At 64.0% G+C, this 13,267-nt stretch carries 12 protein-coding genes; 5 read left to right on the top strand and 7 right to left on the bottom strand.

The features are described 5' to 3' along the window. Positions 1 to 7: 7 nt before the first annotated feature. The 4 genes from AC0L17_RS05475 to AC0L17_RS05460 form a co-directional block, all read right to left on the bottom strand. Entirely contained in the window at positions 8 to 1,567 is a 1,560-nt protein-coding gene (locus tag AC0L17_RS05475; RefSeq protein ID WP_473515074.1) for a formate dehydrogenase beta subunit, read from the bottom strand. Beyond that, positions 1,564 to 2,043 (bottom strand): formate dehydrogenase subunit gamma, encoded by a 480-nt coding sequence (locus AC0L17_RS05470; RefSeq protein WP_473515073.1) that lies wholly within the window; start codon positions 2,041 to 2,043, stop codon positions 1,564 to 1,566. Before AC0L17_RS05470 ends, AC0L17_RS05475 begins: the two co-directional genes overlap by 4 nt. Positions 2,044 to 2,174: 131 nt before the next feature. Then, positions 2,175 to 3,074 carry a LysR family transcriptional regulator gene (locus AC0L17_RS05465; protein WP_473515072.1) on the bottom strand — a complete coding sequence of 300 codons (900 nt, stop codon included), beginning with the start codon at positions 3,072 to 3,074 and terminating at the stop codon, positions 2,175 to 2,177. 115 nt (positions 3,075 to 3,189) lie between these two features. Next, positions 3,190 to 3,567, bottom strand: coding sequence for a VOC family protein (locus tag AC0L17_RS05460; RefSeq protein WP_091592913.1), 378 nt, complete (start codon positions 3,565 to 3,567; stop codon positions 3,190 to 3,192). 237 nt (positions 3,568 to 3,804) lie between these two features. Between AC0L17_RS05460 and AC0L17_RS05455 the strand changes: the two genes are divergently transcribed. Further along, on the top strand, positions 3,805 to 4,998 hold the full coding sequence (locus tag AC0L17_RS05455) for an Mrp/NBP35 family ATP-binding protein (protein ID WP_473515071.1): 1,194 nt from the start codon (positions 3,805 to 3,807) through the stop codon (positions 4,996 to 4,998). A gap of 236 nt (positions 4,999 to 5,234) precedes the next feature. Here AC0L17_RS05455 and AC0L17_RS05450 read toward each other — a convergent pair whose 3' ends face one another. Then, positions 5,235 to 5,696 carry an SRPBCC family protein gene (locus tag AC0L17_RS05450; RefSeq protein WP_473515070.1) on the bottom strand — a complete coding sequence of 154 codons (462 nt, stop codon included), beginning with the start codon at positions 5,694 to 5,696 and terminating at the stop codon, positions 5,235 to 5,237. A 157-nt stretch (positions 5,697 to 5,853) separates the two neighbouring features. Here AC0L17_RS05450 and AC0L17_RS05445 point away from each other — a divergent pair, with 157 nt between their 5' ends. After that, on the top strand, positions 5,854 to 7,659 hold the full coding sequence (locus tag AC0L17_RS05445) for an IlvD/Edd family dehydratase (protein WP_473515069.1): 1,806 nt from the start codon (positions 5,854 to 5,856) through the stop codon (positions 7,657 to 7,659). Positions 7,660 to 7,835: 176 nt separating this feature from the next. On the opposite strand, the gene AC0L17_RS05440 is transcribed toward AC0L17_RS05445, so the two are convergent. Then, positions 7,836 to 8,255, bottom strand: a complete 420-nt coding sequence (locus tag AC0L17_RS05440) for a GFA family protein (protein ID WP_473515068.1) — start codon at positions 8,253 to 8,255, stop codon at positions 7,836 to 7,838. 187 nt (positions 8,256 to 8,442) lie between these two features. On the opposite strand from AC0L17_RS05440, the gene AC0L17_RS05435 reads away from it, so the two are divergent. From AC0L17_RS05435 to AC0L17_RS05425, 3 genes are read left to right on the top strand one after another with little or no spacing between them, the layout of a single operon-like run. Continuing rightward, entirely contained in the window at positions 8,443 to 9,261 is an 819-nt protein-coding gene (locus tag AC0L17_RS05435; protein ID WP_473515067.1) for a chromate resistance protein ChrB domain-containing protein, read from the top strand. Beyond that, a complete protein-coding gene (gene chrA, locus AC0L17_RS05430) occupies positions 9,258 to 10,685 on the top strand; it encodes a chromate efflux transporter (protein ID WP_473515196.1) in 1,428 nt (475 codons plus the stop codon). Before AC0L17_RS05435 ends, chrA begins: the two co-directional genes overlap by 4 nt. 53 nt (positions 10,686 to 10,738) lie before the next feature. Continuing rightward, entirely contained in the window at positions 10,739 to 11,137 is a 399-nt protein-coding gene (locus AC0L17_RS05425; RefSeq protein ID WP_473510309.1) for a hypothetical protein, read from the top strand. Positions 11,138 to 11,255: 118 nt separating this feature from the next. Here the strand turns inward: AC0L17_RS05425 and AC0L17_RS05420 are convergent, their stop codons facing one another. Next, entirely contained in the window at positions 11,256 to 12,845 is a 1,590-nt protein-coding gene (locus tag AC0L17_RS05420; protein WP_473515066.1) for a trimethylamine methyltransferase family protein, read from the bottom strand. Between the last annotated feature and the right edge of the window lie 422 nt (positions 12,846 to 13,267).

The following is a 13,267-nucleotide window of genomic DNA, read 5'->3' as shown; positions in this document are numbered from 1 at the left end:
GAGGCTCCTATTCTGCTGCTTCGGCGACCGGCGCCGGCTTGAAATCATCGCGGAAGTGGTTGATTGCGCTCATCACTGGATAAGGCGTGAAGCCACCCAGCGCACAGAGCGAACCGAACTTCATCGTGTTGCAGAGGTCTGTCACCAGCTCGATCTGCTTTTCAGGTTCGATACCTCTGGCGATCTTGTCGATCGTCTCGACGCCGCGCGTCGAGCCGATGCGGCACGGCGTGCACTTGCCGCAGCTTTCGATGGCGCAGAACTCCATGGCGAAGCGCGCCTGCTTCAGCATGTCGGCGGTGTCATCGAACACGGTGATGCCGGCATGGCCGATCAGCCCGTCCTTGGCGGCGAAAGCCTCGTAGTCGAATGGCGTGTCGAACAAGGCGCGGGGAAAATAAGCTCCCAACGGACCCCCGACCTGCACCGCCTTGACCGGACGTCCGGTCGCCGTGCCGCCGCCGATGTCGTCGACGATCTCGCCCAGCGTCATGCCGAACGCTGCCTCGAACAGGCCGCCATATCTGACATTGCCGGCGATCTGGATCGGAATGGTGCCGCGCGAGCGGCCCATTCCGAAATCCTTGTAGAAGGCAGCACCCTTGTCCATGATGACAGGCACCGAGGCCAGCGAGATGACGTTGTTGATCACCGTCGGCTTGCCGAACAGGCCCTGGATGGCCGGCAGTGGCGGCTTGGCGCGAACGACGCCGCGCTTGCCTTCGAGGCTGTTGAGCAGCGAGGTTTCCTCGCCGCAGACATAGGCGCCGGCGCCGACGCGGATTTCCATGTCGAAGGCGTTGGGCGAGCCCAGCACGTTGACGCCGAGCAGGCCGGCCTTGCGGGCGATCTCGACCGCCTTCTGCATCATCGCCACCGCATGCGGATATTCCGAGCGGATATAGACAAAACCCTTGGTCGCGCCGGTGGCGACACCGGCGATTGCCATTCCCTCGATCAGCACGAAGGGATCGCCCTCCATGATCATGCGGTCGGCGAAGGTGGCGCTGTCGCCCTCGTCGGCATTGCAGACGATGTACTTTTTGTCGGCGGTCGTATCGAGCACCGTCTTCCATTTAATGCCGGTCGGGAAGCCGGCGCCGCCGCGACCCCGCAGGCCCGACTCGGTGACCTGCTTGACGATGTCGGCCGGAGCCATCGCCACGGCGTTCTGCAGGCCCTTCAGTCCGCCATGCGCCTTGTAGTGATCAAGCGACAGCGGATTGATGACGCCGCAGCGCGCGAAGGTCAGGCGCGTCTGCCTGGCCAGGAACGGGATCTTGTCGGGCGCGCCCAGCCAGCGCTTGTGGTGACCGCCGGTGAGAAAGCCGCTGTCGAACAGGCCCTTGACATCGGAAGGCTTCACCGGCCCGTAGGCGACGCGGCCCTTGTCTGCCGTTGCCACTTCGACCATCGGCTCGAGGAAGTAGGCGCCGCGCGAACCGTTGCGCACGATCTTGGCCTCGATGCCGCGATCGGCCAATTCCTTCTCAATCGCCTTGGCAACCTTTTCCGCACCGAGCGCCAGCGCGCCGGAATCGCCGGGAATGTAAATGCGCGGGGTCATGACCGCACCTCGGCAACGATCTCGTCGAGTTTTTCGTCATCGAGCCGGCCGATCACCTCTCCGTCCAGCATCGCCGATGGCGCGCAGGCGCAAAGGCCGAGGCAATAGACCGGCTCCAGCGTCACCGAACCGTCGCGGGCCGTCTCGTGGAAGCCGATGCCCAGCAATTGCTTGAGCCTGGCGGCAATCGCGTCCGAGCCCATCGATTGGCAGGCTTCCGCCTGGCAGAGTTTTAGCACATGCCGGCCGGCCGGGCGGCTGCGGTAATCGTGGTAGAAGGTGACGACGCCGTGCACCTCTGCCTTGGAAATGTTCAGCGCCTCGGCGATGACCGGCAGCGCGTCCTGCGGCACATGGCCGAACTCTTCCTGGATGCCGTGGAGGATCGGCAACAGCGGGCCTTCGAGGCCCTTCAACTCCTGAACGATCGCCGCCGTGCGCGACGCGATCTCGGTACTTGCAGGCTGCATGATCATGCAGCGCCCTCCCTGGTCGTAGTAATCCGCTAAGTGCCTAGGAAATCGGAGGAAACCCGCTAAATCAATAAAGCTGATCCGTTGCTCGATAGAAATCTTCTATCGATGCCGTCCAGCCTGCAATCTCTAGCTCAGTGGCGGGCGCGGAAATCGTCTGCCAGCGCCATTGCCTCGTCCAGCAGCGCCGAGACCAGCGGGGTGTGCGGCTCGCGCAGCGTCGCCACCAGCCCGACGGTGTGGCTGGCGTCCGGCTCGACGATCGGAATGGCCCGGATCGGCTCGGAAAAGCCGAATGTTTCCGAGAGGTTGAGCGGCATGATCGACGACCATTTTCCGGTGCGGATGTGCGAGAACAGCACGATCATCGAATTGGATTCGAGTGTCGGCCGCACCTGCGTGCCGGCCTCGGCCAAATGCTGGTCGATGATGCGGCGGTTCTGCATGTCCGGCGTCAACAGGCAGAGCGGCAGCTGGCTGAGCTCCGCCCATGTCACTTTGTCGCGGTCGGAATAGGGGTTTCCGATCGCGGTGATCAGCTGATAGCGCTCGTCATAGAGCGGCACGCTGGTCACCCGCCCCAGCGGCTCGTTGTCGAGATAGGTGATGCCGGCGTCGATGTCGAAATTGCCGAGCAACGACAGCACCTCGATCGAGGTGCGCGACAGCACCGAGAAGGTGACGCCGGGATGTTTTGTCCGAAAAGGTGTCGTCAGCCGCGCCACCATGGCCAGCGCCGTCGGAATCGCGGCGATGCGGATGCGCCCCGAAAGGCCGTGACGCGCCGCCCGCATCTCTTCGCGCATGGTGCGAGTATCGCCGACGATGCGGCGCGCCCACGCCAGCACCTGTTCTCCCTCCGGCGTCAGCCCCTGGAAGCGCGAGCCGCGCAGAACCAGCATCACGCCGAGCTGGCCCTCCAGCTGCTTGATGCCGGCCGAAAGCGTCGGCTGGGTGACGCCGCACACCTCCGCCGCCCGGCCGAAATGCTCCTCCCTGGCCAGCGCGATGAAGAATTCCAGCTTGTCGATCATGAGCGGACGCTACCCGGCCGAGTGAGGCTGCGCCAGATGCATGCTGTTTTTGCCTGGCGAATCCTCATCGCGGCCGAAGCTTCGCCGCCGTCCCAGTTTAGCTGTCTACAAGGTTCTACCTGTCGACCAGGTTCAGAATGTTGCCGTCAGGATCCTTGAACCATGCGACCTTCATGCCGTAGCCGACATGGATGTCGCCTTCCAGCTTCAGGCCCGGCATCTCGTAGTGCTCGAAGACAACGCCTTTCGATTTCAGCGCCTTGACGATGGTGTCGATCTCGTCGCCGACCATCCAGGTCACCGCTGTCGCCTTGTTGGTTCCGGCGAACTGCGAGCGATAGACATTGATGCTGGTGTCGCCGCATTTGTAGACGATCAGTTCGTCCCCCTCGTTGTGAACCTCCGTCAGCCCCAGAACGTCTTCATAGAAGGCCTTGGCCTTGGCCAGGTCCTTCACCGCGAGATTGGCCGTTGCGTTGCTGTTTGCGAGCATGATTGGTCTCCTTTGCTTGCGGGCGAGCACGTCCGAAGCCTGCAAAGATAGGGCTGCTTCGTTTTCTGGCGACCGCAGCCTGTGCGATCGGCGTGCTTCTTCCCTAAAGACGTTTCGTCCTCTGCAAGACCGACAAACGGACGCAAGTCTTTGCAGCCACGCCCGTGCGTGTCGTTCCGCCGCTTGGTTCTGTTCGGGAACTGCACTATCTCAGTCGCAAAAGCAGAGGAAAAGCTGATGCCCGCCGTCCAGGAAAAAATCACCAAGGAAATCGTCATCGAGCGCCTGAAGACGGTCAACGGACCGGACTTCACCGGCAACATCGTCGACCTCGGCATGGTCTCCGAGATTTTCATTGCCGATGCCAAGGTATTCTTTTCGATCACGGTGCCGGCTGCCCGGGCCCAGGAGATGGAGCCGCTGCGTGCCGCCGCCGAGCGTGTCGTCAAGGCGATCCCGGGTGTCGCCGGCGCCGTGGTCGCCCTGACGGCGGAAAAGAAGGGTGGCGGCATGGAGGCTCCGGTGCCGCAAAGGCCTGCCACCAGGCCCGTACCGCCGGCCGCGCCCGCTGCCGCGCCGCGTCCGGCTCCGCACGCTCCGGCCTCGCACAGTCAGGGCAAGCGCGGCGTGCCCGGCATCGAGGCGATCATCGCTGTCGCTTCCGGCAAGGGCGGCGTCGGCAAGTCGACCACTGCCGTCAACATCGCGCTTGGCCTCGCCGCCAACGGCCTGAGGGTCGGCGTGCTCGATGCCGACATCTACGGCCCGTCGATGCCGCGGCTGCTCAACATCCATGGCCGGCCGCAGACCGTCGACGGCAAGGTGCTGAAGCCGATGGAGAATTACGGCCTGAAGGTCATGTCGATGGGCTTCCTCGTCGACGAGGAGACGCCAATGATCTGGCGCGGGCCGATGGTGATGTCGGCATTGACGCAAATGCTGCGCGAGGTCGAGTGGGGTCCGCTCGACGTGCTCGTCGTCGACATGCCGCCCGGCACCGGCGACGCGCAGCTGACCATGGCCCAGCAGGTGCCGCTGGCTGGCGCCGTTATCGTCTCGACGCCGCAGGATCTGGCCCTGATCGATGCGCGAAAAGGCCTCAATATGTTCAGGAAGGTCGACGTGCCGGTGTTGGGCATCGTCGAGAATATGAGCTATTTCCTCGCCCCCGACACCGGCAAGCGCTACGACATCTTCGGCCATGGCGGCGCGCGCCGCGAGGCCGAGCGTCTCGGCGTCTCCTTCCTCGGCGAAGTGCCGCTCGAAATGGGCATCCGCGAAAGCTCGGACGCCGGCACGCCGGTGGTGGTCTCGAAGCCCGACAGCGCCGAGGCCAAGATCTACCGCGACATCGCCGCGAACGTCTGGGGCAGGGTCAAAGAAGAACGCGGCGCAGCCGAAGCCGCCGTGCCGAACATCGTGTTTGAGTGACTATCGCAGGTGGAAGCTTTCGCTCTACGATGTACCCCCACCCCTAACCCCTCCCCACAAGGGGGAGGGAGACTTTCCGCTGGCGCTGACCTCGACAAATTGCCTGCCGTTCGGCGCCAAAGGGGAAGTTAAAGGCGTGCGGCAGCGTTCCCTCCCCCTTGTGGGGAGGGTTAGGGTGGGGGTCCTCTTCGCAAGAATCCAAATGCGAACCACCCCCCAAGACCCCTCAAGGGCCCTCAAGGGGGAGGGGAGCCGCCTACCTTCTCGCCAAAACTCGAAAAAAACTGTCCGGCCAGTTTCTTCGATGTCGATTCGATCAGCCGGCTGCCGAGCTGGGCGATCTTGCCGCCGACATCGGCCTTGGCCGCATATCTGAGGATCGTCGCCTCCGGGCCATCGGCGGTCAGCGTCACATCGGCGCCGCCTTTGGCGAAGCCGGCGATGCCGCCCTTGCCCTCGCCCTGGATGGTGTAGGAATGCGGCGGGTTGAGATTCCTGAGCGCCACCTCGCCATTGAAGGTCGCCTTGATCGGGCCGATCTTGACCACCACGGTCGCCGCCATCTCGGTGTCCGACTTCTTTTCGAGGCTCTGGCAGCCCGGAATGGTCTGCCTCAGAACGTCCGGGTCGTTCAGCGCCTCCCACACCTTTTGCAAGGGTGCGGCGATGCGTTCCTCGCCTTCGATAACCAAAGCCATCAAAATCTCCCGGATACGAATTGACAAGCCCCGATCCGGTCTAGCGTGGGGGTAAACGCATGTCTATCGCACCAAAGTCCGGAATCGGATGGCGCGTGCCTCTTGCCTGCTCTCGCGCGTTGTCATATCGATTTGTCATACAAATACGGAGACCATGATGGCCGGCGCCCCCACGCAGAAAAAGAAATTTCGCTCGCAGGAGTGGTTCGACAATCCCGACAATCCGGGGATGACGGCGCTTTACCTCGAGCGCTACCTTAATTACGGGCTGACGCGTGCCGAACTGATGTCGGGCAAGCCGCTGATCGGCATCGCCCAGACCGGCTCGGATCTGTCGCCCTGCAACCGCCATCATCTCGAGCTGGCCAAGCGCGTGCGCGAGGGCATCGTCTCGATGGGCGGCATCCCTTTCGAGTTCCCGTGCCACCCGATCCAGGAGACGGGCAAGCGCCCGACCGCCGCACTCGACCGCAACCTTGCCTATCTCGGCCTGGTCGAGGTGCTCTACGGCTATCCGCTCGACGGCGTCGTGCTCACCATCGGCTGCGACAAGACGACGCCGGCCCTGCTGATGGCCGCCGCCACCGTCAACATTCCGGCAATCGCGCTGTCGGTCGGCCCGATGCTCAACGGCTGGCACAAGGGCAAGCGCACCGGCTCCGGCACGATCGTCTGGGAATCGCGCCAGCGTCTGTCGGCCGGCGAGATCGGCTATGACGAGTTCATGGACATCGTCGCCTCCTCGGCGCCGTCCACCGGCTATTGCAACACAATGGGCACCGCAACCACCATGAACTCGCTGGCCGAGGCCCTCGGCATGCAGCTGCCGGGCTCGGCCGCCATTCCGGCGCCCTACCGCGAGCGCGGCCAGATCGCCTATGAGACGGGAAAACGCATCGTCGACATGGTGCATGAGGATCTAAAACCCTCCGACGTCATGACCCGCCAGGCCTTCGAGAACGCCATCGTTGTCAACTCGGCCATCGGCGGCTCGACCAACGCGCCGATCCACCTCAACGCCATCGCCCGCCATCTCGGCGTGCCGCTCGACAATGACGATTGGCAGACGGTCGGCCTGAAAGTGCCGCTCATCGTCAACCTGCAGCCGTCGGGCGAATATCTCGGCGAGGATTATCACCATGCCGGTGGCGTGCCGGCGGTGGTGGCCGAACTGATGAAGGCCGGGCTGTTGCCTCATCCCGACGCCATGACGGTCAACGGCAAGACGATCGGCGCCAATTGCAGCGCGGCCGTCAACGAGAATCTCGATGTTATCCGGACCGTCGCCGAGCCGCTCAAGGCCAATGCCGGATTCATCAATCTTAGGGGTAATCTGTTCGATTCGGCGATCATGAAGACCAGCGGCATCTCGCCCGAATTCCGCGAGCGCTATCTGTCGAACCCGAACGACCCCGAGGCCTTCGAGGGCAACGCCATGGTCTTCGACGGGCCAGAGGACTACCACGCCCGCATCGACGATCCGGCGCAAGGCATCGACGAGCACACCATCCTGTTCATGCGCGGCGCCGGCCCGATCGGTTATCCCGGCGGCGCCGAAGTCGTCAACATGCAGCCGCCGGCCCATCTCATCAAGAAGGGCATCCATGCGCTGGCCTGCATCGGCGACGGCCGCCAGTCGGGCACCTCGGGCTCGCCGTCGATCCTCAACGCCTCGCCCGAAGCCGCCATCGGCGGCGGGCTGGCGCTGTTGAAGACCGGCGACCGCGTCCGCATCGACCTGCGCAAGGGCACCGCCGACATTCTCGTCACCGATGACGAGATCACGCGCCGGCGCGCCGAGCTGCAGAACGATGGCGGCTATCGCTACCCCGAGCACCAGACGCCATGGCAGGAGATCCAGCGCGGCATGGTCGATCAGTTCTCCGAAGGCATGGTGCTGAAGCCGGCGGTGAAATACCAGGACGTGGCGCACACCAGCGGCGTGCCGCGGGACAATCACTGAACGCCTCTTCTTTCCTTCTCCCCTTGTGGGAGAAGGTGGATCGGCGCGCAGCGCCGAGACGGAAGAGGGATGTTGGACGGAGTGCGGCTTTGCCAAGCTGGAGCACCCCTCATCCGACCTCGCTTCGCGAGGCCACCTTCTCCCACAAGGGGAGAAGGGACAGCGCCAAGCAGCGCCTATAGATAACCAACAATCTCCGGCGCTTGGTCCTGCCTGTCGCGCTTGCCGTCCTCGTAGACGATTGGTGCTGCGGCGAGTTCCTCTTCGGTGACGTCGTCGAGGCAGGCGACGTTCACCGCCCAGAAATTCCCGCCCATGAAATCGAGATAGCCGCGCGAGAGAAAATTCGCGCCGCAGTTCGGGCACATATAGTGGTTGATGTCGCCTTCCGGCCAGTTCGACGGCGTCGCCTTGTACTCCCGCATCCGGTCGCGGCCATCCGTCACCCGCACGGCCTCATAGGCGGCGAAGGATTTCCGGTAGCCGAGTTTCCAGCAGAAGCTGCAATTGCATTTGCGGATGCCCTCAGTGAGGTCGATTTCGGCTTCGAAATGCACCGCACCGCAATGGCAACTGCCGTGATAGGTCTTTTTCATGGGTTTCCTCCCAAACATGTCCTGGCTCCGCCGCCCGCCGGAGCCAGGGCATCCTTTGCTCCAGGCATGGCGCTTGACAAGCGGGCGCGACAAATCCACGATCATGGCAAGGGGTGCATCGCGACGACCCCGTGAGGCGTCAGCCCAACGTTCGCGTCCAAGCTTCTCTCTCAAGGAGGTGGACGCCATGCCGTCGACAACCGCTATCACCGTATCGCAACTGTCCCGTCTGATTGGTCTGCCGGGCGCGCCCGCGATCATCGATGTTCGCATCGAAGAGGATTACAGCGCCGATCCGCGCCTGCTGCCGGCCTCAAACCGGCGTGATTTCAAAACCGTCTCGACCTGGGCATCCGAATTCGCCGGCAGCCGAGTGACGGTCGTCTGCCAAAAAGGGCAAAAGCTCTCGCAAGGCGTGGCCGCATGGCTGCGGCATGAAGGCATTGCCGCCGAATCCCTCGAAGGCGGGTTCGAGGCCTGGCGCGATGCCAAGGGGCCTTTGATCGATGCCGGCAAGATACCGCCCCGCGATGAAAGGGGCCGCACCGTGTGGGTGACGCGGAGCCGCCCGAAGGTCGATCGCATCGCCTGCCCCTGGCTGATCCGGCGTTTTGTCGATCCGAGCGCGGTCTTCCTCTTTGTCGAGGCGGCCGAAGTGTCGGCCGTTGCGGACCGCTTTCAGGCCGTGCCTTTCGACATCGACAATGTGTTCTGGACTCACCGGGGCGAACGCTGCACCTTCGATACGATGATCGAAGAGTTCGGGCTCCAATCCGAGGCGCTCGACCGCCTGGCCATGATCGTGCGCGCAGCCGATACCGCACGCCTCGATTTGGTTCCCCAGGCAGCCGGATTCCTGGCCGCCTCGCTTGGCCTGTCGCGGATGTTTCGCGACGATCTGGAACAGCTGGAGGCAGGCATGCCGCTCTACGACGCGTTTTTCCGATGGTGCCGCGATGCCACCGAGGAGACGCACAATTGGCCAAGCGCGAGCAAGCCATCATGAGCGCCCTGCCTTCTGACAAAACGGGGGCTTCTGACAAAACGGGGGCTTTGGGAAAAACGGCCGAGATCGTCGAAGCGCCGGCTGCGCCAAGCTTCCGTGAAGGCGTAAAACTCTGGGCGAAAATCGGCCTGCTCAGCTTCGGCGGGCCGGCCGGCCAGATCGCGCTCATGCACAGGGAATTGGTCGAGGAACGGCGTTGGATCGGCGAGCAACGTTTCCTGCATGCGTTGAACTACTGCATGCTGCTGCCCGGCCCTGAAGCCCAGCAACTCGCCATCTATATCGGCTGGCTGCTGCACCGGACGATCGGCGGCCTGGTCGCCGGCATCCTGTTCGTCGCGCCGGGCGCGCTTGTGATGCTCACCTTGAGCATCCTCTATGCGCTGTATGGCGACGCTCCGCTCGTCGAGGCACTGTTTTTCGGGGTAAAGGCGGCCGTGCTCGCCATCGTGATCGAGGCGATGATCCGGATCGGACGTCGTGCCCTGAAGAACCGGGTCATGGTTTCGATCGCGCTCGCCGCCTTCATCGCCATCTATGCATTGAACATGCCGTTTCCGCTCATCATCCTGCTTGCCGGCCTGGCGGGCTGGATTGGCAATCGTGTTGCGCCGGCGCTTTTTTCCGGCGCGGCGCACGGCAAGGACGCGGTTCCCGACATCAAGGGCGCGGTCGACCTGATGTTCGAGCGCGGCGAGCTGGCCCACGTCAGGCCGACGCGATGGCATGCGCCGCGCACCGTCGCGATCTGGCTGCCGATCTGGCTCGGGCCGATGCTGCTGATCTGGGCGTTCACCGGGTCCGCCAGTGTGTGGACGCAGATCGGCGGCTTCTTCAGCGTCATGGCGGTCGTCACCTTCGGCGGCGCCTACGCAGTCCTTGCCTATGTCGCGCAGGCAGCGGTCGAGTCGTTCGGCTGGCTCGCCCCCGGTGAGATGGTCGATGGCCTCGGGCTTGCCGAAACCACGCCCGGCCCGCTCATTCTGGTCCTGCAGTTCGTCGGCTTTCTGGCCGCGTTCCGCCAATCCGGATCGTTGAGCCCGTTGCTTGCCGGATCGCTTGGGGCGATGCTCACCTTGTGGGCGACGTTCACGCCTTGCTTCTTCTGGATATTCCTCGGCGCCCCCTATATCGAATCCCTGCGCGGCAACAAGGCGCTGTCGGCGGCGCTGGGCGCGATCACCGCTGCCGTCGTCGGCGTCATCATGAACCTCGCTTTGTGGTTCGGCTTGCACGTCATTTTCGGCGAGGTGCGCAACGTCGGGCTTGGCATGGACGTGCCGGTGTTCTCGTCCATCGACTGGGGTGCGGCGCTGCTGTCGTGTGCTGCAATGATCGCCATCCTGAAGCTGAAGATCGGCATGCTGCCGACGCTGGCGGGATCGGCCCTCGCCGGTGTTCTGTTGCTGGCAGCGAGCGGTTAGCGGCTGCCTGCGGCGGGCTTCGCTGCGGTTTCGGGCATTCGGATAGGAACATCATGGCGAGACGGCGCTCTTCCCTTGGCTTCCTTGGAATGTTCGGCCGTTCAGGCGACCTCCGGCAACTCGACGCCGCGTTGCGCGACGTCGACCTTCATCCCGCCCTTGTGCCGGAGGGAGCAAAGCTCACCATCGTCAATCTGATGAAGGACCACTGGCCCGACGAGCCGCCGCCACAGGCCTATCCGCCGGTGGCGCAGCTGCTTGGCTATTGTATTGCCGGGCCGGAAGCTTTCGAGCAATCCAACGGTGTTCGACATAGGCTGGATGCGGAGCGCCGGCTCGAGGCGGCACTTGAGGCCGGCGACAGCTTCGATGCGCAAATCATATTGATGACGCTGCATGCCAGGCTGATCAGTGGCGAGGTCGTCGACCGCTACGGGTTGAGCGCCGACTGACCATGATCCCGAAAAGTGGGACCTGATTTTCGGAAAAGATCATGGTCAAACAGAAAGGTAGAGCCCCATCCCGATTTTGTCGGGATGGACTAGGCTCTGACCGTTTTGACGGGAACCGTCAGCCGCCCATGCCGCTGCGCGGCAGTTGGATCAGATTGCCGAAGCGGGCCCGCAACTTGTCGTCGACCGGCCTGGGCACGTGGCGCGGGAAGCGCTCGGCGAGGATGCGTTTCTTCTCGATGATCGCCCGCTGCAGGATGTCAGGCCTGCCTTTCTCGTTCCATTCCTTCGGCGAAAAGCGGTCGCCGACCGCCGGATAGAAATATTCCGTCTGCATCAGCCGCAGTGTCTGCTCGTTGCCGAGGTAATGACCCGGCCCCTTCAGGCAGACGTCGGCGATGGTGTCTATCGACAGCGACTCCTCGGTCACCTCGATGCCGCGCACGCAGCGCAGGCAATGGCCGAGCATGTCGTTGTCGATGATCAGGCTTTCCAGGCAAAAGCCGAGCAGCGAGGCGTGCATGCCGGCCGATTCATAGACAAGGTTGAGGCCGGCAAGGCCGGCCATCACATCGGTGATGCCCTTTTCGTAACCGGACTGAATGTCGGGCAGTTTCGAATCCGTCATGCCGGCGGCCGAACCGCCGGGCAGGTCGTAGAATTGCGCCATCTGCGCGCAGGCAGCGGTCAGCACCGCTTGCTCGGCCGAGCCGCCGGACATCGCGCCGGTCCTGAGGTCGGAGACGAACGGCCAGGTGCCGAAGATCGCCGGATGGCCAGGTTTGATGGCGTTGACATAGACGAGGCCGGCGAGCACTTCGGCCACCGCTTGCACCACCGCACCGGCGATCGCCGCCGGCGCCGTGGCGCCCGCCTGGCCGGCCGACAGCAGCAGGATCGGAATGCCGCCTTCGACGCAGGCCTCGAGCACGCCGCAGGCATCCTCGGCAAACTTCATCGGCGGCACGACAAAACAGTTTGAATTGGAGACGAAAGGCCGAGCGCGAAAATTCTCTTCGCCGCCGGCAATCGCATAAAGCATGTCGAGCGCCGGCTTGACGTTCTCGCGCACCGTGAAGGATGTGCCGACATGCTTCGACGTGCCCATCACGCAGGCGTAAAGCGTGTTGAAATCCATGTCGAGCGGATCGGGGATGTCGCGCGGCACCATCGGCCGCTGGAAGAAATGGATGTTGTCGAGCCCTTCGACGATGCGGGCGGCGTCATAGATGTCCTGCAGCAGCGATTCGCGATAACAGCGCTTCTCGACGTCGACCAGATGCACCGCGGCGCCCGCCGTGCCGTAATGCACGCGCTTGCCTTGGATCAGCATGTCGTGCTTGGGATCCTGGCCATGCAGGGTGAAATGGCGTGCCGCTCGTCTGATGGTGTCGAGGACGAGCGCGCGCGGAAAACGGATGCGGCCGTCCTCGCCGAGCGTGGCGCCGGCCTCGGTCAGCGCCTCGATGCAGGATGGGATGGCATTGGCGAAGCCGACCGTCTCAAGCAGCGTCAGCACCGCTTCGTGAATGCGCTCGCGGTCGTTTTCGCTGAGCGGCCCGTAGCTTCCGCCTTCGAGGCCGGCGCGCACCGGCTTGATATCGTCGGCAAGGGGTGCTGCCCGCATGGCGCGACGCGCTTCGCGCCCGCCGGAACGCCGCGAACGCTGGTCCGAGGGCGTATCCGGCTTCTCAACAGCCACTGACATGGGAGGCACTCCACCTTTAACTGCGAAGCGGGCGGCGGTGGTTGGTCCACCAGGTGGTTGGTCCACCATCGTCCGCTTCGTCCCCCTTAGAGCGCCGCGCGTCCACTTGGACGCGCAAAGGACGCTCTAACACTTTCTTGCTTGCGCATGATCCTTTCCGGAAACCGAAGATTGGTTTCCGGGGTTATGCGCTATGCCTCGAACTATGCCGCCGGCATTGGCACAGCCTATGAGCCAGACGGTCCCGTCGCATATGCCAGGGGGCTAAACAACGGTGGCCGGTCACGGCCCCGACGAGGCATCAGGCGGGGGGCGGGCCGCCCCCCCGCCCCCCCCCCCCGGGGGGGGGGGGGGGGGGGGAGTGGGGGGGCCGGGGCGGGGGGGGGGCCCCCCCCCAGGAGCGCGCCCGCGGTTTGGGGGGG

The sequence above is a fragment of the Mesorhizobium sp. WSM4829 genome (assembly GCF_055811475.1).
Note: the sequence above shows the minus strand (reverse complement) of the source record. Positions and strands in the feature narration are given on the sequence as shown.